Below are 21,401 nucleotides of genomic sequence, written 5' to 3'. Positions count from 1 at the left end.
ATCCCGAAATTACTTTCGGGATTTTTTTATTTTATGGTTTCAGTTCTTGAAATTTTTTCCATTTCAGCTTCATAAATTCTTCTTCTCAGGTCACTGGAGGAAAACCTGTGGTCTCTTTTATTGTAAAAGATCTCAATACCTTTCTCTTCGCAATATTTTTTCCCTGTAAAATCTCTGTCCAGGTAATCATCACCGATGATTCTTACATCAATTACAAAAGACTTTAAAATATCCAGAAGATCTTCTTCCGTATAGTAAGGAATAATCTCATCAACAGCATTCACTGCCTTCAGCTGAATATATCTTTCTACAATGGTCTGCGTGGGTCTATTCTTGTTTGGCCGATCATGAGAGGGATCAATCTGCAAGCCAACGATAAGATAGTCACAAACCGTTTTTGCTTCTTCAAGCATTTTAATGTGACCGGCATGAAGTAAGTCAAACGACGAAAACGTAATGCCAATTCTTTGTGTTTTCATATAAATAAATTTCTTTTTTTAAACTTAATTTTTAAACATTTCTTGTTCCCAGATATTTCTGCCATTCCCAAACCGTCCTCAAAGCCTCTTCCAAAGGAGTTTCCGACTTCCAGCCAAGTTCTTTTTCTGCTTTATCCACATTGGCATAGGCAACGGTAATATCTCCTTCCCTTCTGTCGCAAATCTGGTAAGGAACCTCCACATTATTTGCTATTTCAAAAGCCTTTACAACTTCCAGCACCGAAGATCCTTTTCCTGTTCCGAGGTTGAAAATATCAATTACAGCCTCCCCGGATTGGTCATTCATTAATCTTTTCAGAGCAGCAACGTGCGCTTTTGCAAGATCAACAACGTAAATATAATCACGCACCGCAGTTCCGTCTTCCGTTGGGTAGTCGTTCCCCCAAATATTCAATTTTTCACGAATTCCGGCAGCAGTTTGCATAACGTAAGGTACTAAATTATTCGGAATCCCAATCGGCAATTCCCCTATTTTCCCTGATGGATGCGCTCCAATGGGATTAAAATATCTCAACAACGAAATTTTTCGGCGATAAGCTTTTGCAAAATCAGCTAAAATCTCCTCACCCATTTGTTTCGTCTTTCCGTAAACACTTTCGGGCATTTTCAGTGGTGTATTTTCGTCAATAGGCATTGTATCTGCCTGCCCGTAAACCGTACAGGATGAACTGAAAATGAAATTTGAAATTCCTCTTTCTTTAAACTCCTGTAAAATATTAATTAAAGAAAATAAATTATTTTCATAATAATCCACCGGTATCAACTGACTTTCACCAACCGCTTTCGAGGCCGCAAAATTGATACAGCCATCAATCTCATGAGCATCAAAAACCTGCGTCAGAAGCTCTCTCCTTTTTAAATCAAAAGGATAAAAAACAGGTTTTTTACCCGTAATTTCTTCAATATTTTTTAAAATAAACCTTTCGGAATTGGATAAATCATCTACAATAACAACTTCAAAATTGTTATTTAAAAGCTCCACAACCGTGTGCGAACCGATATATCCAAGACCTCCTGTTACGAGTATTGCCATTTTAATTTTTTTGGACTTTGTCAAAGTTCTAAATCTTTGACAAAGTTTATGTTTAAATCTTTATTTTGATGACATTCAACAAAATTTATAGGATCATCAAACAATTCTATTACTTTCTCACGCTGGATGTTTGTTTTAGAATCAGAAATCATTGCAAGATATGATGAAAATTTATATTGATGAAAATTATCTGGATTTTGATGAATATAAATAATTAAGTTTCTAAGATATTCTTCCGAATTAATAGGTATTCTTTTGAACGGAGATTCAAAAACCGGTCCGCTTCTCTGATAAACTTTATTAAAAGACTGAGTGTAGCTGCTTATTAATTTACTTATTGCTTTACTGAAGAAACATGCCTCAGAATGTAAGCCAGTTTTCTTAAAATCCTCAGGAAGTTCAATATCTGATTTTACTTTCAGAATAAAATGAAAATGATTTGGCATTAAACAATATGCATAGATATCAAAATAAGGTAAAATATAAACTTTAGTTTTTCTCAGAAAGAAATTAAAATTTTCATTATTTAAAAAAGTCAATTTAGAATTTATCCCACGATTGAAAATGTGATAGAATCTATCGGGTTCTAAATGGCTTTCTCTTATTCTCATCCAATTCTCGTTTTATCTAAACTTTGTCAAAGATTTAGAACTTTGACAAAGTCTTACCCCATAAACTCCAGCACAGCATCCGTAATATACTTCAGCTGCTCATCATCCAGTTCCGTGTGCATCGGAAGAGAAATTACCTGATCCAGAAGCTTATCTGTATTCACGAAATCCGCATCGTTACTTTCCTGGTAATATGCTTTTTGTTTTCTTAAAGCTACAGGATAATAGATCATGGCAGGTATCTCTTTTTCTGTTAAGAATTTCTGCAGTTCATTACGTTTTCCATTCAGGATTCTCAAGGTATACTGATGAAAAACATGGGTAGAATTTTCCGCTCTTTTTGGAGTTAAAATATTTTCGTGCCCGGCAAAAGCTTCATCGTAGTAATCTGCGGCCCTTTTTCTTGCTTCATTGTAAGTATCAAGATGTGGAAGTTTTTTTCTTAAAACTGCCGCCTGAACACTGTCTAATCTCGAGTTTACTCCTACCTCGTCATGGTAATATCTTTCGTACATTCCGTGGTTTACGATTCCTCTTAAACGGTGGGCCACTTCATCATCATTCGTGTAAATTGCACCACCATCACCATAACAGCCTAAGTTTTTAGAAGGGAAAAATGAAGTAGTCCCTATAGTTCCCATTGTCCCCGCTGCTTTTACAGTACCGTCAGAGAACGTATATTCTGAACCGATCGCTTGGGCATTGTCTTCGATTACGTATAAATTATGTTCTTTCGCAATCTTTAAAATTTCCTCCATATCAGCACATTGCCCGAAAATATGTACCGGAATAATTGCTTTTGTTTTTGGAGTGATCGCTTTTTTAATCGCTTCTGTTGAAATCGTAAATGTATCGTAATCCACATCTACCAAAACAGATTTTAATTTTAATAAATGAATAACCTCTACCGTAGCGGCAAAAGTAAAATCTGCCGTGATAATCTCGTCACCTTCCTGCAGATCCAGAGCCATCAACGCAATTTGAAGCGCATCTGTTCCGTTTGCACAAGGAATAACGTTTTTTACTTCCAAATAAGATTCCAATTCATTCTGGAAAGACTTTACCTCAGGGCCATTGATAAAAGCCGCCGAATCCATTACATTTAAAACTGCATTATCTACATCGTTCTTTATTTTGTAATACTGACTTTGTAAGTCAACCATCTGAATTTTTTTCATAAACAAATATTTCTGTAAAAATAAGGAATTTAAAATCCTATCAAAAATTTTATTGATTTTGTTTTATCTTTATACAAAATAAATACATGAAAAAAATTTTACTCTTTTGTCTGTTAGCAGGTTACTCGTCTGTTTTTTCTCAGACTTCGCTTGTTTTTGTTTATTTTAAAGACAAACCAAACAAGGCCGCATTTTACGCAAATCCGTTGTCCGAACTGTCACAGAAATCCCTCAACCGCCGTATTGCATTGGGAATTGCCCTTAATGATCAGGATGCACCTATCGAGCAGTCATACATCCAAAATATCCAAACACTGGGCTTCACTGTTACGGATTATTCAAAATGGCTGAATGGTGTTGCCGTTAACGCGACTCCGGCTCAGGTAGCGACAATTCAGGCTCAGACTTATGTACAATCGGTTGAAAGTTTTGCTAAAAATTCTTCCACTGTTCCCAAAACTCAAAATGTAAACAAATGGGATGATTTCACAAGCTCAACGAATAAAAACTTAACCGTATTTGATTACGGCTCAGGCTCTGAACAGATCGACCAGATCAATCTTCGTCCGCTTCATCTTGCAGGTTATACCGGGACAGGCGTGACAATTGCAGTGATTGATACGGGATTTCCGACAGTAGATACAGGTTCTGCCTTCTCAAGATTGTGGACGAATAATCACATTAAGGGAGGTTATGATTTTGTGACCAAAACGAACAATATTTATAATTCTACACTTAACAATCACGGAACCGTAGTTTTGGGGGCAATCGGAGGTTATATCCAAAATACATTTGTAGGATCTGCGCCGGATGCGGATTTTTATTTATACCGAAGTGAAAATGCCACCGCAGAAATTCCCGAAGAAGAATTATACTGGATTGAAGCAGCCGAAGAGGCCGACAGAAAAGGCGTTGATTTAATCACGACATCGCTTGGTTACGCTACTTTTGATGATCCGAAATACAATTACACTTACGCTAATTTGAACGGAACAACCTCTTTTATTGCGAGAGCAGCCGAAATTGCCACCAATAAAGGAATTTTTGTGAATTTTGCAGCTGGAAACTCAGGAGTACAGCCTTGGCATTACATTTTGACTCCGGCTGATAATGCTAAAGTTTTCACGATAGGTTCGGTAGATTCGGCGGGAGCTTCTTCTAACTTTTCATCTTACGGACCCAATTCAGCAGGTGTAGTAAAGCCGGATGCAAGCGCAAGAGGAACTTTAACCACAACGGTAATGAATAATTCTACAACTGCCGTAAGCGGAACTTCCATTGCAACACCCGTAGCTGCAGGAGGAATTGCATGTCTTATCCAGGCTTTTTCCACGATGAACCGGGATCAAATGAGAAATCGATTAAGAGAAACGGCATCGCTCTATCCTGCTCACACCGATCAAATGGGTTTTGGAATCCTGAATTTCGGAAAGTTTTATAATAATGTTTTGAATACATCAGATTTAGTAAAAAAGGACCAGTTGGTGATTTTTCCTAATCCTGTTAAAAATATTCTGAATATTGCTTCTGAAAACGAAATTCTTTCTATGGAAATCTATGATAATTTGGGAAGATTAATTACAAAAGTTAACAATCAAAAATCTGTAAAGGTTGAAGATTTTGCAAAAGGAGTCTATTACCTGAAAATTCAGACGAAAGATAATAAAATGTATTACGAAAAATTCATTAAAGAATAAATTGAAAAGCCTCTCAATCGAGAGGCTTTATTTTTTATGAGAGATCGAGCTCGTCAAAATCTTTAATTTCAGAAAGTAAAGTGGGCTTCCTAGATGAAACTTTGCTCCATGTTTCTTTGAAAACCTCATCACCACTTTCCGCATCGGTATTTGTATTGACTTTTTCCTGTTTTTTTCCTGTTAAAAAGTTAATACTCGTTTCACGGCTCACTACCGGTCCGGTATTTTCACTTGAGTCATAGCCAATCAATTGGAAATCAGAATTTGCATATTTAAAAGTATACGTCCAGTAACCGTATCTGCCGTGGGCATAATGCACATAGAGCTTATTTTCTTCAATATAAACATCAAGTTCGGGAGCAAAATACACGCCGCCGTCTTCATTTTCAGAGGAAAAACAGTCTTTATTTTCAACTATTGATTCATAATCGTCATTTTTAGTTTTAAATAAAACAATTATTCCGCGACGGTTCCGGTCCAGCTTTCCGCTGTATTCATCGTTGATTACTTTGTCTTTTTCCGTTCCTTTGATAATCAGGATACAATCTTTCAATCCATCATTGTTTAAGTCGCCTTGAATTTCTTTAAAAAGTACAAATCCTTTCGGCAAAAAATCCGACGGCTTTTTATGATGCGAAATCTCAACATGATCCTGAACTGCTTTTACAACAGATAAACCTTCATTTTTAGCCTCGGGCGTAGGATCTGGCTTTGATTCTTTTTTACAGCTAATGAGTAAAGACATTAAAGATATTACACATAAAAAGTTTTTCATAGTAAAATTTTAAGCTGAATTTCTACTCGCATTAATATTTCCAAACAAAGAACGCGTCACTAGCTTTTCATAGGCTTCCTTATTTCCTTCTCCTTTTTGAATTTTCATTAAAGCATATTGCTGAATACTCAACAGCGGAAGTACAATTCTCTCACGGATTTTCACCGATTTTCTTGATAGCGGATCTTCTTGCTGAAGCATGGTAAAGCCCGTCAATTCCAGCATAATATCTTTAGAAAGCTGATATTCATCGAATAGAACATCCCAGAAAGCCCCGAATTTTGGATTATTTTTAATGTAATAAGTCAATGGAAAATAAGATTTATTCATACTCATCATCGAGTTCAGAACCAGCGTTTTAAAGAAATCCGAGCCTTTGTATAATTCCCTTACCTCATCAAACCTTCCTTCTTCTTTCATTTTCTGCATCGCAAAACCAAAACCGAAGAATCCCGGAACATTTTGCTTCAATTGAGACCATGAACCAACAAACGGAATTGCCCTTAAATCCTCAAATTTTAATTCGTTTCCGTCCCCTCTTTTCGATGGTCGGCTTCCGATATTGGTTTTTCCGTAATATTCCAATGTGCTCATCTCCTGAAGGTAAGGAACAAACATCGGATGAGCCTTTAAATCTGAATATTTTTGATAGCTTATTTCGGCTAATTCAATAATTAAAGCTCTTTCTTTTTCCGTTAAATCTTTTTTAGAATTTTTGAAAACATCGTTCTCAACTCCGGCCGTCAAAAGCTGTTCGAAGTTGTATTTTGCCTGCTCCTTATTCCCGAAAATACTTGTAATCGTCTGTCCCTGAATAGTTAACTCAATTTTATTATTAGCAATCGTTCTTCCCTGTGAAGCATAGAAATCGTGGGTTTTTCCGCCACCTCTTGCGGGAGGTCCGCCCCGACCATCGAAAAAGATTACTTTAATTCCGTTTTGTATGGAAAGTTGGGTTAAAAGTTCTTTGGCTTTATAAATTTCCCAGTTGGCTTTCAGGTAACCGCCGTCTTTTGTCCCGTCCGAAAAACCAAGCATAATTGTCTGTTGGTTTCCTCTTCTTTCCAAATGTTTTTTGTAAATCGGGTTCTGGTACAATGCATTCATCACATTTTCAGCATTAGCAAGGCCTTCCATCGTCTCAAAAAGCGGAACAATATCCATATTAATTTCTTCATCCTTATATCCGCAAACCTTGAAAAATGCATACACATTCATCACGTCTTTCACCGCATCGGAATTGGAAATAATGTAACGGTTCATTCCTCTCAAACCATTCAATTCCTGAATTTCTGAAACCTGGGAAACCGTCAATAATGTATCTTTAACTATATCTTCAAATTCATCGGCATTAACCTTGTTTGTGATTTGAATTAATTTATTAAACTTATCCTCGTAAGTTGCTTCAACATTTCCGCAGATTTTAACAAAAACCTCATCAACAACTTTCTGATGAATCCTGCTGTCCTGCCGGATATCCAATGTGGCAAAATGAGTCCCGAAAATCTTCACACGATCTTTAAAATTCACCAGCAGATCAAGGAATAAGGAATTATGTTGCTCGACAAGAATTTTTTCCGCTTCATCGGCTCTTTTTAGAATATCTTCAACTGTAATTTTCTTTCCGTTGAAAATCGAAGAATACAGCTCATCGCTCAAAGCATTTAAAGCCTCGGCAACACCCCTGAAACTTAGTCTTCTTCTGACAAATTTCAAATGGCTGTAATAAGATTTCAAAATCGCGGAACGAAGTTCTTCCGCCACTCTTTTCGTCACATCAGCCGTTACAAAAGGATTTCCGTCCCTGTCACCACCCGGCCAGAAACCGAGCTGGATAAGATCTTCGTGCAAATGAAAATTCCCGTTTCCAAATGTTCTTTTTATTTTCGTGAACAGTTCACCAATCGAATCGTAATAAACATTTCTAAGGTAAGAAATGATACTTAACGCCTCATCAATGGGAGTTGGTTTTTCTTTGTTGACAAACGGTGTTTTTCCTAACTGCTGCAACAGCATATCAATATTTGTGATAGAATCTGTTGTGATTGCACTTCTCAAATCATGGATAATTCTCTGGACAGAACTCGGATAAAACTGCGTCGGGTGTGCTGTAAAAACCACTTTTACTGTAAAATCTTTCAGTTTTTCACGAACTTTCTCGAGTTTATGGTCTTGCAGGGAACGTTCAAACATATTGGTAACCGTTCCGTTGTCACTTTCAGAATGAAGGTTTGGGAATGCAGCATCTTCAATACTGTCGAACAAAACAACCTGTCTTTCAATATATTGTATGATTTTAAAAAGCAGTTCGAGCTTCTGTTCCTCGGTCTGCAGATCGGTATGGTTTTTAAAGAATTCTTCAATGATTTCTTCGGGCGTTTTTCCGGCTTCGTAACCGACTTTACTTTCTTCCCCAAGAAACGGGAGCAGCATCCCGATATTCGTCATTTTATCATAAGGCAGGCTCATAAACAATGAATTGTAGATCTGGAACTTATTCTCCACGATCTGCCTGAATTTTTCTGCGCGTTGGTCGTGTATCATATAACAAATGTAGGGGATTTTGGTTTGAATTCAAATGATGTTTAGTTTAAAAATAAATTAATAATAAAATATTTTAATATACTCTGGGAATTTAATTCTAATTTTATAAAAAACTACTTATACCATGAAAGAAGACTCTATTACTGATCTTTTTTATCTACAGATACAAAAGGAAATTAACAGAATTGAAAGAAAGGCAGATTACTATGTTTGGCTGTTTTATTTTATCCGGATTATTCAAATTCTTTTTGCAGGAACAATTACCGTTTTGGCCGGATTATCTGAAATCAATGATGACAGTGTGGCTAAAGCCACTTTAATTTTAGGTGCTATTACTACTGCTGTAACTGCATTTGACACTTTATTTCAGGTTGACAATAAGAAAAATACTTATAAACTCGTTTTATTTGAACTTAGAGCTATCAGAGCTGAAATGGTATATGAATTTATGAAAGAGGGAGAAATTAGTGATGAATTTAAAGCAACATTTTTAGTGAAATATCAAAAGGCTACTTCTTATGCGAGAGACTTAATTAGTACAGATAATGATAACACAAATGAGGTTAAAAAATAAATTTTATCTAATTTTACATTTCACCAAATTAATCCATCATGAAAAACATATTTCTATTCCTTTTACTTACCTTTCTTTTCACAGCATGCGGTGACGACTGCTACAATAAACCCCAACCAATCGCTTTTGAATTCGTGAATGTTGATGATGAAAACCTGATTACCAACGGAACACTTACTACTTTCACAATCAAAGATGAAAATCAGTCAAGCATTCCACTGACCACAACATCCGATGATAAGGTCATTCTGGAAAATGTGGGCGAATATGATGGGGTGAAAAATTATACTTTTTATTCTAATGTTAAAGTTTTTGATTTTTCAATTCACTCTTCAAAATTTAATGCGGGTTGCGATGGTTACCAGATCAATAAATTAACATTTACAGGGGTCGGTATCGATGTAACAGACGAACAAGGCTACTATAAAATTGTATTGGAATAAAAATAGCTAGTTTGAAATTCTATTGAATAAATTATGAAACTTGTTTCTATTATTGCTGTCCTGTTGCCCGGTTTATTACTTTCCCAAACTGTTCCTGCCGATTTCAAAAAAATCCCGGAAATCCTGGACAATCCGGAACTGCTCTACCCTTTTATTATTCCCGACAAAAAATATGAATATTGGTCGGTTCTACGAAACAATCCCGATCCTGACAAAGCCATCATCTACGAAAGTCAGTCGCCACAATATATGACGATCAATGATCCGGCTCCGGAGAAAGGTTTTTTTCAAAAATGTTTGGGAGAAGATTGCTTTTCCTACCTTATTGCCTGTGAAAACAGCCGTTCCAGATATTTCTCGAATGAACAGCAATTGAGAGATTTTATAGGGTTTGTAGATAATCTTCCTGAAGCGATTTTAACTGCAAACACCTATGGCTATACGGTCGATGCGACCAGTACAATGAGCAGTTCATATAAAATTGAAGACAAACATATTTCATTATATCTTTCAAAAATTAAAAATAGTTCTGAAGTGAAAGAATATTTTTTAATTACAATTGACAGGAAAACTGGGAAATTGAAAGTATCTTTAAAACACTAATATCACGAATGATTTTCCCACATTGTCATTCTGACGAAAGAAGAATCTCTATTAAAGAATTTGCATTATTAAATCTGAATTAAGTCAAATAAGGTTAGATTCTTCATTCTGTTCCGCTACTTTCAGAATGACAAATTTATACATAAGGTTTAATTCCAATAGTTTTCATAAAACCCAATCATCATAATTTTAAAACTTTATTAACTCAATTTTCGTTCAGCAATGCTTAAATTTGGCTTAAAATAAATTTAAGAACATGCTTAATTTCGAGTTTAAAAATCCAACAAAAATACTTTTCGGAAAAGGTGAAATTGCAAAAATTTCAAATGAAATTCCTAAAGATGCCAAAGTTTTAATGATTTATGGTGGCGGAAGCATCAAGAATAACGGCGTTTATGATCAGGTAAAAGAAGCTTTGAAAGACCATGAAGTGCATGAATTCGGTGGGGTTCCTGCTAATCCTGAATATGAAGTTTTAATTGAAGCTTTAAAAGTCATCAAAGAAAAAAATATTACTTTCCTTCTGGCTGTTGGCGGCGGTTCTGTGATCGACGGCACGAAATTCCTTTCTGCAGCAGCGAATTACAACGGTGAGCCTTGGGAAATCCTAAAAAAACCGGTAAGAACTTTTGAAGGAGAAGGAATGCCTTTTGGAAGTGTTTTGACATTACCAGCAACGGGTTCTGAGATGAATTCGGGATATGTAATTTCAAGAAGAGAAACCAATGAAAAGCTTTCCACAGGCGGTCCCGGACTTTTCCCACAGTTTTCAGTTTTGGATCCGGAAGTGGTAAAATCAATTCCGAAAAGACAGATTGTAAACGGGATTACAGACGCTTATACCCATGTTTTGGAACAATATATGACGGCTCCTTCTTCTGCAGATTTACAGGAAAGGATCGCGGAAAGTATCCTGATCAGCTTACAGGAAACCGCTCCGAAAGTATTGGCGGATGAATTTGATTATAATGCAGCCGGAAATTTCATGTGGTGCTGTACAATGGCTTTAAATGGTCTAATTCAAAAAGGAGTAATTACGGATTGGGCTGTTCATGCCATGGGACACGAGCTGACGGCTTATTTCGGAATCGATCATGCAAGAACACTCGCGATTATTGCGCCTTCTCATTACCGTTATAATTTTGCAGATAAAAAAGGAAAATTAGCACAATATGCCGAAAGAGTTTGGGGAATTAAAGACGGAAGTATTGAAGAAAAAGCAGAATTGGGCATCAAAAAACTGGAAGAATTTTTCCATAGCTTAGATATCCAGACCAAGCTTTCAGAATATACCGAAGACTACAACGGAACTGCCGAAAGAGTGGAGAAAGCCTTTACGGCAAGAAACTGGCTTGGCCTTGGAGAATACAAAAAGCTGACTCCACAGGATGCTTATAAGATTGTGGAGATGAGCTATTAAAAGATGGGTGTTAGAAGTTGGAAGATGGAGGTTTAATTGCTGCCTGAAAATGTGACGGTTTATATAAAACTTCCTGCTTCCTGCTCCCAACTTCCAACCAAATTACCTTTTTTACAAACATTCGTTTAAAAAACCTTAATTTCATTATAAATATTTCAAATTTATTTATATTTTAGCATATTCTTAAATTTGTGAAAATGAAAAAACAGTTACTTTTATTTGCCTTTTCAGCGTTAGCGCTTACTTCTTGTGAAGATGATGACATCCAAGCATATGAAATGGATATGATGAAGGGTGAATGGAAAACCAGTAAAACAGAAGTCATTTCAGGAAAAGACGATAAAACAGTAATCTCAACAGACACTCCTACAGGATGTTCTGCAAAAAATATTACAGAGTTCAGAACGGATTATTATACAGCGTACACGGCTTTTTCAGGAGTTGGTGCTGATTGCCAGATGAATTCCAAAAATGAAGGTACATACGAGTATAATACTGACACAAAGGATCTAACCATCAAATATAATAATGATAGTTCAAGACCTTATAAAGTAGTAGTTCTTACAAGTACGGAAATGAGAATTAAACAGTTGTATGACAATATCGACCAGGATGGAGATATGGTGATTGACTACACTTACATCTCTTATAAAAGATAAACACAGACTCTCGAATTTTTCGGGAGTTTTTTAATGAAAAAGAAGGATTTTATTAATTAAAAATTATTAAAAATGAAGAAGATGTTATCAGCATTCTTATTGCTGGCTTTTACCCTTTTCTTTTCACAGGAAAAAAAACCGATGTTCTGGCAGGACATTCAGAACTTCAAAAAACTGGATCAGGAAACCACTTCACCGAAAGATGCTATTCTTTTGATCGGAAGTTCATCTTTCACAAAATGGACGGATGTAGCGAATTATTTTCCGGATAAAACAATTATCAACAGAGGTTTCGGAGGATCAAGACTAACGGACCTTAATGATTATGCAGACGATCTTCTGAGCCCGTATCAACCAAAACAGATCATTATTTATTGTGGTGAAAATGATTTTGCAGATAATGACAAATTGAAAGCTGAAGTTGTTGTCGACAGGTTTAAAACTTTCTATAAAAAAATCAGGGAAAAGTTCCCAACTATCGAAGTTGATTATATTTCAATCAAATATTCTCCAAGCCGCGAAAAGCTTTGGCCACAAATGAAAATTGCCAATAAAAAAATTGCGGAATTCATGAAGAAAGAACCCAATGCAGACTTCATAGATATTACAAAAGTGATGCAGGATGCTAGTGGAAATGTAAGAAAAGACCTTTTTGTGGAAGATATGCTTCACATGACTCCAGAAGGTTACCAGCTTTGGACTTCCGTGATGATTCCTTATATGAAATAATTGGCTTCGAGAGCCAACAAAAAACTCCCAGATTGGGAGTTTTTTTATTTCTTCTTTTTAGATTTTGATATTGATTTCTGTTGAGCCCTGTTTGCCCCGAATTTTTTCGGTGCCTTTCTTTTTGACGGCCCACCCCAGTTTTCCTTTTTATTTTTATCTTTCTTCTCATGGAAAGCTCCTCCACCTTCATAAAGCTTTACCTGAGCAGGATTTTTCATGACAATCTGATCTTCTTCGGAAGCAATCTTTTTCGGATTAATTTTAACCTCTTCAGGGAAATCAATGAATTTTACTTCTTTATCCATTAATAGTTCGATGTCGAGGATCAACGGCTCTTCTTTTTTTGTTACAAAACTCACCGTTTTACCGTCTTTATCTGCCCTACCCGTTCTACCGATTCTGTGAATATACTGTTCCGGAATTTCAGAGATTTCAAAGTTGATAACGTGTGTAATATCAGAGATATCAAGACCTCTCGCCATTACATCAGTCGTAATTAAACCTCTTATTTCTTCATTCTCAAAACGTTTCATTGCTTTAAGCCTGTAGTTTTGAGATTTATTTGAGTGAATTACATCGAACTGTCCAGGGAAAAGTTCTTCAATTTTTGTAAACAGCAAATCTGCATGTTTCTTATTATTATTGAAAATCAATACTTTGGACATTTCCGTATCTTTTTTCAATAAATGTTCAAGTAAATTAATTTTAGTATTAAAATTTTCTACTTTATAAGCAGTCTGTTCAATTTTTTCAAGTGGAGTTCCTGATTTTGCTAATGAAATTTCGATGGGACCTGCAAAATACTGATCCAGCATTTCGTCTACGGCATCCGTCATGGTTGCCGAGAAAAGAATGTTCTGTCTCTTATCTTTCATCATTTCGAAAATATGCGTTAATTGTGGTCTGAACCCTAGATTAAGCATTTCATCAAACTCATCGATGATCAGTTTCTGAACTTCTTTCAGGGAAATAGCATTATCAATCGCCAAATCCATTACTCTTCCGGGAGTTCCAACCAAAATATCGCAACCGTCATTAAATAACAATTTCTGAGTATTTATGTTTTTTCCACCATAAATCCCGATAACTCTTGCAGTAAGATTTTCCGTTAATTTCTCAACAATTTCCGTTACCTGAACCACCAATTCTCTTGTAGGAACCAAAATCAAAACCGTTGGATTTCCAGTTTTGTTGTATTTCCAGGTTTTCAGGACAGGCAAAAGATATGCTAATGTTTTTCCGGTTCCGGTCTGTGCAATTCCCATGACATCTCTTCCGGAAAGAATCGGTCCTATACTTTTTTCCTGAATCGGTGTAGGTTCAAACAATTCTAAATCCGCCAAAACATCAAGAATTTTAACCGGAAGGTCAAAATCTGCAAAAGTGAGTTTCTCCATTTTGCAAAGATAGGTAAATAATTTTTTAAACGTTGGCCCGGAAGTGCGGAGATGGAGGATGGAAGCTTTCTATTAATCAAAATTAAATAATCCTAGATGCTTCGGCTCCGCTCAGCATGACATTTCTAATACTAACTGGCTTATTAAACAGCTTATTTGTAAGTTGTCATGCTGAGCCGGAGTCGAAGCATCTAAATGTATTATCATTGAGCAATCACTTCCTCGTAATTCTCAACAAAATGATGATTATCAATAAAATTGAAAATACAAATCCTAAAACCGCAACCAAAGACATCTCCCCGATTCTCGGCCCTGATTCTGACACAAAAACAATAGCTGTTGCAATGATGTTTGCACCTAAAATCATGGCTAAAATCAAATTAACTATACTCGATTTTATTAATTGATTGGTCTTTTCAATATTCTTTATTTCACTTGAAACAGTAAATTTATTTTCGTCTAATTTCTGCAAAACAGACCGCAGTTCCTTAGGGATTTCATCTACATTATCCGTAAAATTCATCATCCGATCCATTCCTGTTCTTAAAATATTCTTTGGACTAATCTTTTTAGCGAATATTTTTTTTGTCAACGGATTTAAGCTTTTTACAATATCAAGATCAGGGTTTATGGTGCGTCCAACACCTTCTATCAAGCTGATTCCTTTAAATAAAAGATAAAAATAATCCGGCATGTACAATCGGTTATCTTTTAAAACATCTTTCATTTTATTGATAATTGCCTGTGGATCAATATCCTTAAGCGATGAACTATGAACAAAATCCAGAATATCTTCCACATCATTTTCAAATCTTCTTTCATCGGGAATCTTGTAGCTTATGGCCATTTTTTTAAGGTATCTTACAATTTTATGCGGATTCTTGGCTACAAAACTTACAATTAAATTTTCAAGAACTTCCTTGTCATTTGGTGGAATTTTTCCAACAGCTCCGAAATCAATAAAAACAACCTTTCCGTCTTTTTTAATTAAAATATTTCCGGCATGAGGATCTGCATGAAAAAAACCGAAATCCATAATCTGAGATACAAATAGTCTTAAACCAACCTCAGAAACATGCACAGGATCAATATTATTTGCTAAAAGCGAAGGTTTGTCCGTTACCTTAATTCCATCAATAAATTCCATACAAAGAACATTATTGTTGGAAAATTCTTCGTAGACTGTAGGAACGTAGGTTTCTTTATGATTTTTAAAATTTCGTTTGAACTGTATAATATTTTCCTTTTCATTGATCAGGGAAACTTCTTCCAGCAAAGACTTTTCAAATGTTGAAATTGCCTGCTTCAGATTCAGTTTCTCGCCTATCTCCGAATAGGATGAAATCAATCTTTCAAGGTCTTTAATTAACAACAAATCATCTTCAATAACACTCTGAACATCAGCTTTTTTAATCTTTAAAATCACTTCTGTTCCATCAATCAGGGTTGCTTTATACACCTGCGCAATCGAAGCTGTTGCCAATGGATCTTTCTGAATCTCAATGAAATATTCATTAACGGAAATATTAAATTCATTTTCCAGAATTTCTTCTACGTTCATTTCCACCATATCCACTTTATCCTGCAATTTCTGCAGTTCCTGAATCAATTCCGGAGGAAGCAGATCTTCCCTGTTGCTGAATGTCTGGCCAAGCTTTACAAAAGTGGGCCCAAGTTCTTCCAAAACCAAGCGAATCCTTTCATAAACCGTTCCTTTTGAAATGATTTCATCAGGATTATTGGGAATTTCTACCTGCTTGTTTCCACTGTTCATCCTTGCCAACATGTCCTTAAAACCGTATTTACTTAACACGGAAATTAATTTAGCGGATCTTTTCAGTTTTCTTTGCTGTTTGTCAAACATATCTTGAAATGTAGTTGCAATTTAATTCAAAAATTATTCCTATTAAATTTTTAAAATCATTAATTAAAGAAATGACTGACGTTTATTCTTTTAAAAACCATTATTGTTGATGAATATTTTTTTTAACTTTACAAGTATCAAACATTAAAATTAACCTATAAAAAATATTAAAAAATGAAAAATTTAAAGAAAATCTCAAGAGAGCAATTAAAAAACATTGCAGGAGGCGGAATTATCAGAAATTGTTCAACAAAATGTTGTCCGGATGACGGAAGACCAAGATGTCCCGGATTGATCTGTCCTGCTGTGGTTTGCCCGCAATATGTTTAAATCTTAATTTAAAGACGAATAAAAAACGGAATGCAAAAACTGCATCCCGTTTTTTATTTATTTTAAATATGTTTCGTACAAATCTTTTCTTCTGTCTTTCATTACCTGGACAGAGCCATGATGGTGAAGATCTTTTAATAAATTCAAATCTACATCGACAATTAATGTCATTTCCGTGTTCGGTGTTGCTTCCCCCTTCACTGCATTGGATGGAAAAGCGAAATCAGACGGCGTAAAAACGGCTGCCTGACCAAATTGGATATCCATATTATTGACTCCTGGAAGATTTCCGACACAACCTGCAATGGCTACATAACATTCATTTTCTATCGCTCTTGCCGCCGCACAATGGCGAACTCTCATATAAGCATTTTGAGTATCAGTAAGATAAGGTACAAAAAGAATTTTCATTCCCTGATCGGCCAGGATTCTCGGAAGTTCCGGAAATTCTACATCGTAGCAGATCACAAGACCTATTTTTCCACAGTCGGTATCGAAAACTCTGATCTCATTGCCACCTTTCATTCCGTAGTATTTTTTTTCATTGGGTGTGATATGGATTTTTCTGTATTCATCGATTCGGCCGTCACGGTGAAGGAGATAACTTACATTGTACAAGTCATTATTTTCAAAAACAGGCATGCTTCCTGAAATGATATTTACGTTATAGCTTATTGCTAAATCTGAGATTTTCATCCTGATTTCCTCAGTTAATTTCGCCAGTTCAATCATACTGTCCCTTTCTGAAAGCTTGTTGAACGGAGCCAGCAAAGGTGTGTTGAATAGTTCCGGAAAAAGGACAAAATCTGCCTTATAATCGCCCATCACATCTACGAAGAACTCTACCTGCTCGTAAAAAGCATCAATATTTTTGAAGTGTCTCATCTGCCACTGCACCAATCCGAGACGGATGATGCTGTCCTGCATAGTGTTTGGCTTTTTGCTGTAATAAATGTTGTTCCATTGAAGCAAAACGGCATTTTCTTTTGAGGATTCATCTTCGGGTAAATATTTTTTTAATACCCTGATTGGCAAGAAGTTATTTGATAATTGAAAAGATAAAACCGGATCATAAATTTCTTTATCCCGCACTCTTCTGATGTATTCTCTTGGTGATAATTCACTGTGTTTGTGATAATTGGGGATCCTTCCTCCCAGAATAATGGATCTTAAATTTAATAATTCACACAATTCTTTTCGGGCATCATATAGTCTTCTGCCTAATCTCAGTTCGCGGTATTCCGGATCGACAAAAATTTCGATTCCATACAAAACATTTCCTGTGTCAGTATGGGTGTTGAAAGTATAATTTCCGGTAATATCACTGTACGTATGATCATCTCCAAATTCGTCATAATTGACAATAATTGAGAGTGCCACGGCTGCCAGTTTACCATCTACCATGATACATATCTGACCCTTTGGAAATATTTTGGTGAGCTTTTCGATACTTTTTTTAGACCAGATATACTCTGACATCTGAGGATACGCACGTTTCATTGTTACTACCAATTCTTCATAATCCTGAACCGTCAGCGGTCTTGTTTCTATTTGCATTTGATGTAATTTTACTTAAATTTAGGGAAAAATAATTGATAAAAATTTTTTCAAGACTTTAATTATTGAACTTGTTTAAACTTTTTATTTTAACCACAAAAGACGCAAAAAGATTAACACATAAGTTATTTTAAGTTTAGCAACAAACTGCAAATAAGAATACATTAGTTTAAATATTTGATTTACTTTCATTTGTTTTTCGCAAGGTTTGTCATCCCGTAGGGATCTAGGCACGAATCTGTCCATCTGTTTCTAATACAATGCTTAGATCCTACGGGATGACAACATTGTGTATTATTTCAAATGTTTAATTACCGACTACAACCCTAGCCCTGATTGAAGCGACATCCTTTTTGGTTGCGGGCGGAGCGAAGCGGAGACCGTAACCAAAAAGATACAGCGTAAAGCAGGAAATAGCTTCAAATAAAAATTTAAACAAATTTATAAACAAAAATCCCGCCCAAAGGCAGGATTTATATTAAATTCAAATCAAATTATTCCCACTCGATTGTTGCAGGTGGTTTGCTTGAAATATCGTAAGCTACTCTGTTGATTCCTCTTACTTCGTTGATAATTCTGCTTGAAACAGTATCTAAAAACTCGTAAGGAAGTCTGCTCCAGGTTGCTGTCATGAAGTCTATGGTGTTTGCAGAACGAACTACAGCTGTGTATTCATATGTTCTCTCATCACCCATAACTCCTACAGATTTTACCGGAAGAAGCACTACAAATGCCTGAGAAACTTTCTCATACAAATCATTTTTATATAATTCTTCGATAAAAATATCATCCGCTTCCTGAAGGATTCTCACTTTATCGGCATCAACGGCTCCTAACACTCTAATTCCCAAACCAGGACCAGGGAAAGGATGTCTGTGGACCAAATGATGAGGAATTCCCAATTCTTCGCCAACTTTTCTTACCTCATCTTTGAATAATTCTCTTAGCGGCTCCAATAATTCAAAATCCATTTCTTCCGGAAGCCCGCCAACATTATGGTGAGATTTGATCACTGCAGACGGTCCGTTTACCGACTGACTTTCAATAACATCCGGATAAATTGTACCCTGAGCTAAGAACTTAGCACCCTCGATTTTATGGGATTCTTCATCAAAAACGTGAATAAACTCGTTTCCGATGATCTTTCTTTTTGCTTCCGGATCATCTACTCCGGCTAATTTGGTTAAAAATCTTTCTGAAGCATCAACCAATTTAATGTTCATATGGAAATGTTCTCCATAATTATCCATTACTTTTTTGCCTTCGTCTTTTCTCAACAAACCTGTATCTACAAAGATACAAGTCAGCTGATCACCTATCGCTCTGTGAATCAAAACCGCTGCTACCGAAGAATCTACCCCTCCTGAAAGTCCCAGGATAACCTTTTGGTCACCAACTCTTTCACGGATTTCTGCGATTGTTTTATCGATATAATTGGTAAGTTTCCAGTTTTTTTCTGCGTTACAAATTCCGAAAACGAAATTTTCTAACATTTTCCCACCTTCCTCAGTGTGAGATACTTCCGGGTGAAACTGTACACAATAGATTTTTCTTTCTTCATTTGAAATCGAAGCAATTACTCCTGATTTTGCGTTTAATTCAAAACCTGCAGGCAATTCTCCAACCTCATCAAAGTGGCTCATCCAAACGATAGAATTTTGTGTAACTCCTTTTAACAAAGAGCTTTCTTTAATGATATCCAAATGAGCTTTTCCATACTCTCCTTTTACTCCTTTATGAACTTTTCCGCCCAAAAGGTGTGCTGTAAGCTGCATTCCGTAGCAAATTCCCAAAACCGGAATTCCCTGCTCATATAATTCTTTTGTAACCAAGTGAGCGTTTTCCGCATTCACAGAACTTGGTCCACCTGAAAGGATAATTCCTCTAGGCTGTTTTTCTAAAATAGTTTCTAATGGTGTATTGAAAGGTAAAATTTCAGAATATACACCCATCTCTCGAATTCTTCTTCCGATAAGCTGGTTGTACTGTGATCCGAAATCTAATATGATAATACCGTTGTTCATTTTTATAATTGATTGTTAATGCTTTAGGCTATAGGCAATATGCAGTAGGCTTTTGTTTGTTAAAGCTTATCGCCTATAGCTTAAAGCTTACTGCTAATTTAACTGCTTTACAAAAAAAGACCTGGATTGCTCCAAATCTTTTTCCGTGATTTATTTAAAACTTTCCGATGTCTTCTCTGTAGAAGCCGTAATCGAAATGTACATGACTTGCATCTTCGTAAACTTTCTTGCGGGCATCGTCGTAAGTCGCTCCCGTAGCCACGATGTTTAGAACTCTACCACCGTTGGAAACCACTTTATCGCCTTTTTTGACAGCTCCGGCATATAATAGTTTACTATGTTTCATTTTGTCCTCGCCTACGATTTCAAAACCTGTCTCAATGTTTCTTGGATAACCTCCCGAACACATTACCAGACAAACAGCTTTTTCATCTTTAAACTTAAGTTCGATATCTTTTCCGTCCATACAATCCTGGATCACATCAAGAAGATTGTTTTCCATTAAGGCCATTAATACCTGAGTTTCAGGATCTCCAAATCTCATGTTATATTCCAGAAGGTAAGTTCCGTTTTTAGTAACCATTAATCCGAAGAAAATGATTCCTTTAAAGCTGAAACCTTCCCCTTTAAGACCTGCAATAGTAGGTTCTAAAATATTTTTCTCGAAATCAGCCTGATGTTCCGCTGTAAATTCCGGGCTTGGAGCCACTGAACCCATACCTCCTGTATTTGGTCCTGTATCACCGTTTCCTGCTTTTTTATAATCTTTGGCAGCAATACATGGGAACAGTTTTTCACCGTTTGAGAAAGCAATAATTGAAGCTTCAAAACCTTGCAAATATTCTTCGATAACTAAACGGATTCCGGCGTCTCCATAGATTCTTCTAATCATGAAATCATGGATCGTAGCCTCAGCTTCTTCCACAGTATCGCAGATGACAACACCTTTTCCACCGGCCAAACCGCTAGCCTTGATTACCAAAGGATATTCCTGTGTCTGAACATATTCTTTAGCTTCGTTATATGAATCAAAAACTACAGCTTTTGCCGTTTTGATATCATAGGTCTGCATAAATTTTTTGGAGAAAGCCTTACTTCCTTCCAAGCTTGCTACTTTCTGAGTTGGGCCAAAAACTTTAAGATCATGCTTTTTGAATTCATCCTTTAAGCCTGCAACAAGCGGAGCTTCAGGACCAACGATAGTCAAATCTACTTTTTCTTTGATCGCAAAATCTCTAAGTTCTTTAATCTCTGATAAATGAACATTTTTTCCGATTACATCAGTGGTAGCATTTCCGTTGGCGAAAAACATTTTAGAAATTCTTGGGTCATTCTGAAGTTTTGCTGCCAAAGCAGATTCTCTTCCACCTTCACCTATGATTAATATTCTCATACTTTATTTAATTATCTAGTCTATACTTTACAAATATATAATTTAAAATTAAAAATTGAGAGATTAAGGA

The 21,401-nt window shown here is 36.0% G+C and carries 19 protein-coding genes; 8 read left to right on the top strand and 11 right to left on the bottom strand.

The features are described 5' to 3' along the window. Nucleotides 1-26: 26 nt before the first annotated feature. Genes ATE47_RS05275 through ATE47_RS05260 form a run of 4 tightly spaced genes read right to left on the bottom strand, consistent with a single transcriptional unit; the run spans nucleotide 27 to nucleotide 3,322 of the window. Entirely contained in the window at nucleotides 27-479 is a 453-nt protein-coding gene (locus ATE47_RS05275) for an adenylyltransferase/cytidyltransferase family protein (protein ID WP_062160975.1), read from the bottom strand. A gap of 31 nt (nucleotides 480-510) precedes the next feature. Next, complete coding sequence (gene galE, locus ATE47_RS05270) at nucleotides 511-1,533, bottom strand: UDP-glucose 4-epimerase GalE (protein WP_062163457.1); 1,023 nt, start codon at nucleotides 1,531-1,533, stop codon at nucleotides 511-513. A gap of 20 nt (nucleotides 1,534-1,553) precedes the next feature. Beyond that, a complete protein-coding gene (locus tag ATE47_RS05265) occupies nucleotides 1,554-2,144 on the bottom strand; it encodes a hypothetical protein (protein WP_062160974.1) in 591 nt (196 codons plus the stop codon). 53 nt (nucleotides 2,145-2,197) lie between these two features. Next, nucleotides 2,198-3,322 carry a DegT/DnrJ/EryC1/StrS family aminotransferase gene (locus ATE47_RS05260; RefSeq protein WP_062160973.1) on the bottom strand — a complete coding sequence of 375 codons (1,125 nt, stop codon included), beginning with the start codon at nucleotides 3,320-3,322 and terminating at the stop codon, nucleotides 2,198-2,200. A gap of 86 nt (nucleotides 3,323-3,408) precedes the next feature. Here ATE47_RS05260 and ATE47_RS05255 point away from each other — a divergent pair, with 86 nt between their 5' ends. After that, the gene (locus ATE47_RS05255) at nucleotides 3,409-5,019 is read left to right on the top strand and encodes a S8/S53 family peptidase (protein WP_062160972.1); all 1,611 of its coding nucleotides are present in this window, start codon (nucleotides 3,409-3,411) and stop codon (nucleotides 5,017-5,019) included. A 34-nt stretch (nucleotides 5,020-5,053) separates the two neighbouring features. Here ATE47_RS05255 and ATE47_RS05250 read toward each other — a convergent pair whose 3' ends face one another. Both ATE47_RS05250 and ATE47_RS05245 read right to left on the bottom strand, forming a co-directional pair. Beyond that, nucleotides 5,054-5,764 carry a hypothetical protein gene (locus tag ATE47_RS05250; RefSeq protein WP_228376322.1) on the bottom strand — a complete coding sequence of 237 codons (711 nt, stop codon included), beginning with the start codon at nucleotides 5,762-5,764 and terminating at the stop codon, nucleotides 5,054-5,056. Nucleotides 5,765-5,803: 39 nt separating this feature from the next. After that, a complete protein-coding gene (locus ATE47_RS05245) occupies nucleotides 5,804-8,338 on the bottom strand; it encodes a phosphoenolpyruvate carboxylase (protein WP_062160971.1) in 2,535 nt (844 codons plus the stop codon). Between the two features lie 124 nt (nucleotides 8,339-8,462). On the opposite strand from ATE47_RS05245, the gene ATE47_RS05240 reads away from it, so the two are divergent. The 6 genes from ATE47_RS05240 (at nucleotide 8,463) to ATE47_RS05215 (ending at nucleotide 12,766) form a co-directional block, all read left to right on the top strand. Continuing rightward, nucleotides 8,463-8,912 carry an SLATT domain-containing protein gene (locus tag ATE47_RS05240; RefSeq protein WP_062160970.1) on the top strand — a complete coding sequence of 150 codons (450 nt, stop codon included), beginning with the start codon at nucleotides 8,463-8,465 and terminating at the stop codon, nucleotides 8,910-8,912. Nucleotides 8,913-8,950: 38 nt separating this feature from the next. Continuing rightward, the gene (locus ATE47_RS05235) at nucleotides 8,951-9,355 is read left to right on the top strand and encodes a hypothetical protein (protein WP_062160969.1); all 405 of its coding nucleotides are present in this window, start codon (nucleotides 8,951-8,953) and stop codon (nucleotides 9,353-9,355) included. Nucleotides 9,356-9,388: 33 nt separating this feature from the next. After that, on the top strand, nucleotides 9,389-9,958 hold the full coding sequence (locus tag ATE47_RS05230; RefSeq protein ID WP_062160968.1) for a hypothetical protein: 570 nt from the start codon (nucleotides 9,389-9,391) through the stop codon (nucleotides 9,956-9,958). 256 nt (nucleotides 9,959-10,214) lie between these two features. After that, nucleotides 10,215-11,378, top strand: coding sequence for an iron-containing alcohol dehydrogenase (locus ATE47_RS05225; protein WP_062160967.1), 1,164 nt, complete (start codon nucleotides 10,215-10,217; stop codon nucleotides 11,376-11,378). Between the two features lie 197 nt (nucleotides 11,379-11,575). Further along, on the top strand, nucleotides 11,576-12,037 hold the full coding sequence (locus ATE47_RS05220) for a lipocalin family protein (protein ID WP_062160966.1): 462 nt from the start codon (nucleotides 11,576-11,578) through the stop codon (nucleotides 12,035-12,037). A 72-nt stretch (nucleotides 12,038-12,109) separates the two neighbouring features. Further along, nucleotides 12,110-12,766 (top strand): GDSL-type esterase/lipase family protein, encoded by a 657-nt coding sequence (locus ATE47_RS05215; protein WP_062160965.1) that lies wholly within the window; start codon nucleotides 12,110-12,112, stop codon nucleotides 12,764-12,766. 44 nt (nucleotides 12,767-12,810) lie between these two features. On the opposite strand, the gene ATE47_RS05210 is transcribed toward ATE47_RS05215, so the two are convergent. Next, nucleotides 12,811-14,163: a DEAD/DEAH box helicase gene (locus ATE47_RS05210; RefSeq protein WP_062160964.1), complete on the bottom strand. Its 1,353-nt coding sequence runs from the start codon at nucleotides 14,161-14,163 to the stop codon at nucleotides 12,811-12,813. A 214-nt stretch (nucleotides 14,164-14,377) separates the two neighbouring features. Further along, nucleotides 14,378-15,976 (bottom strand): ABC1 kinase family protein, encoded by a 1,599-nt coding sequence (locus ATE47_RS05205; protein WP_228376321.1) that lies wholly within the window; start codon nucleotides 15,974-15,976, stop codon nucleotides 14,378-14,380. Nucleotides 15,977-16,201: 225 nt separating this feature from the next. Here ATE47_RS05205 and ATE47_RS19210 point away from each other — a divergent pair, with 225 nt between their 5' ends. Next, nucleotides 16,202-16,357 (top strand): bacteriocin-like protein, encoded by a 156-nt coding sequence (locus tag ATE47_RS19210; RefSeq protein ID WP_185097136.1) that lies wholly within the window; start codon nucleotides 16,202-16,204, stop codon nucleotides 16,355-16,357. A 57-nt stretch (nucleotides 16,358-16,414) separates the two neighbouring features. Here ATE47_RS19210 and ATE47_RS05200 read toward each other — a convergent pair whose 3' ends face one another. The 3 genes from ATE47_RS05200 to purD form a co-directional block, all read right to left on the bottom strand. Further along, complete coding sequence (locus ATE47_RS05200) at nucleotides 16,415-17,914, bottom strand: carbon-nitrogen hydrolase family protein (RefSeq protein WP_062160962.1); 1,500 nt, start codon at nucleotides 17,912-17,914, stop codon at nucleotides 16,415-16,417. A 494-nt stretch (nucleotides 17,915-18,408) separates the two neighbouring features. Further along, nucleotides 18,409-19,938: a glutamine-hydrolyzing GMP synthase gene (guaA, locus tag ATE47_RS05195; protein WP_062160961.1), complete on the bottom strand. Its 1,530-nt coding sequence runs from the start codon at nucleotides 19,936-19,938 to the stop codon at nucleotides 18,409-18,411. A 154-nt stretch (nucleotides 19,939-20,092) separates the two neighbouring features. Beyond that, nucleotides 20,093-21,331, bottom strand: a complete 1,239-nt coding sequence (gene purD / locus ATE47_RS05190) for a phosphoribosylamine--glycine ligase (protein WP_062160960.1) — start codon at nucleotides 21,329-21,331, stop codon at nucleotides 20,093-20,095. Nucleotides 21,332-21,401 lie beyond the last annotated feature (70 nt).

Origin of the sequence: Chryseobacterium sp. IHB B 17019 (genome assembly GCF_001456155.1) — a bacterium.
GTDB lineage: Bacteria > Bacteroidota > Bacteroidia > Flavobacteriales > Weeksellaceae > Chryseobacterium.
The sequence above is the reverse complement of the archived record's forward strand: the minus strand, read 5'-3'. Positions and strand labels throughout refer to the sequence as shown.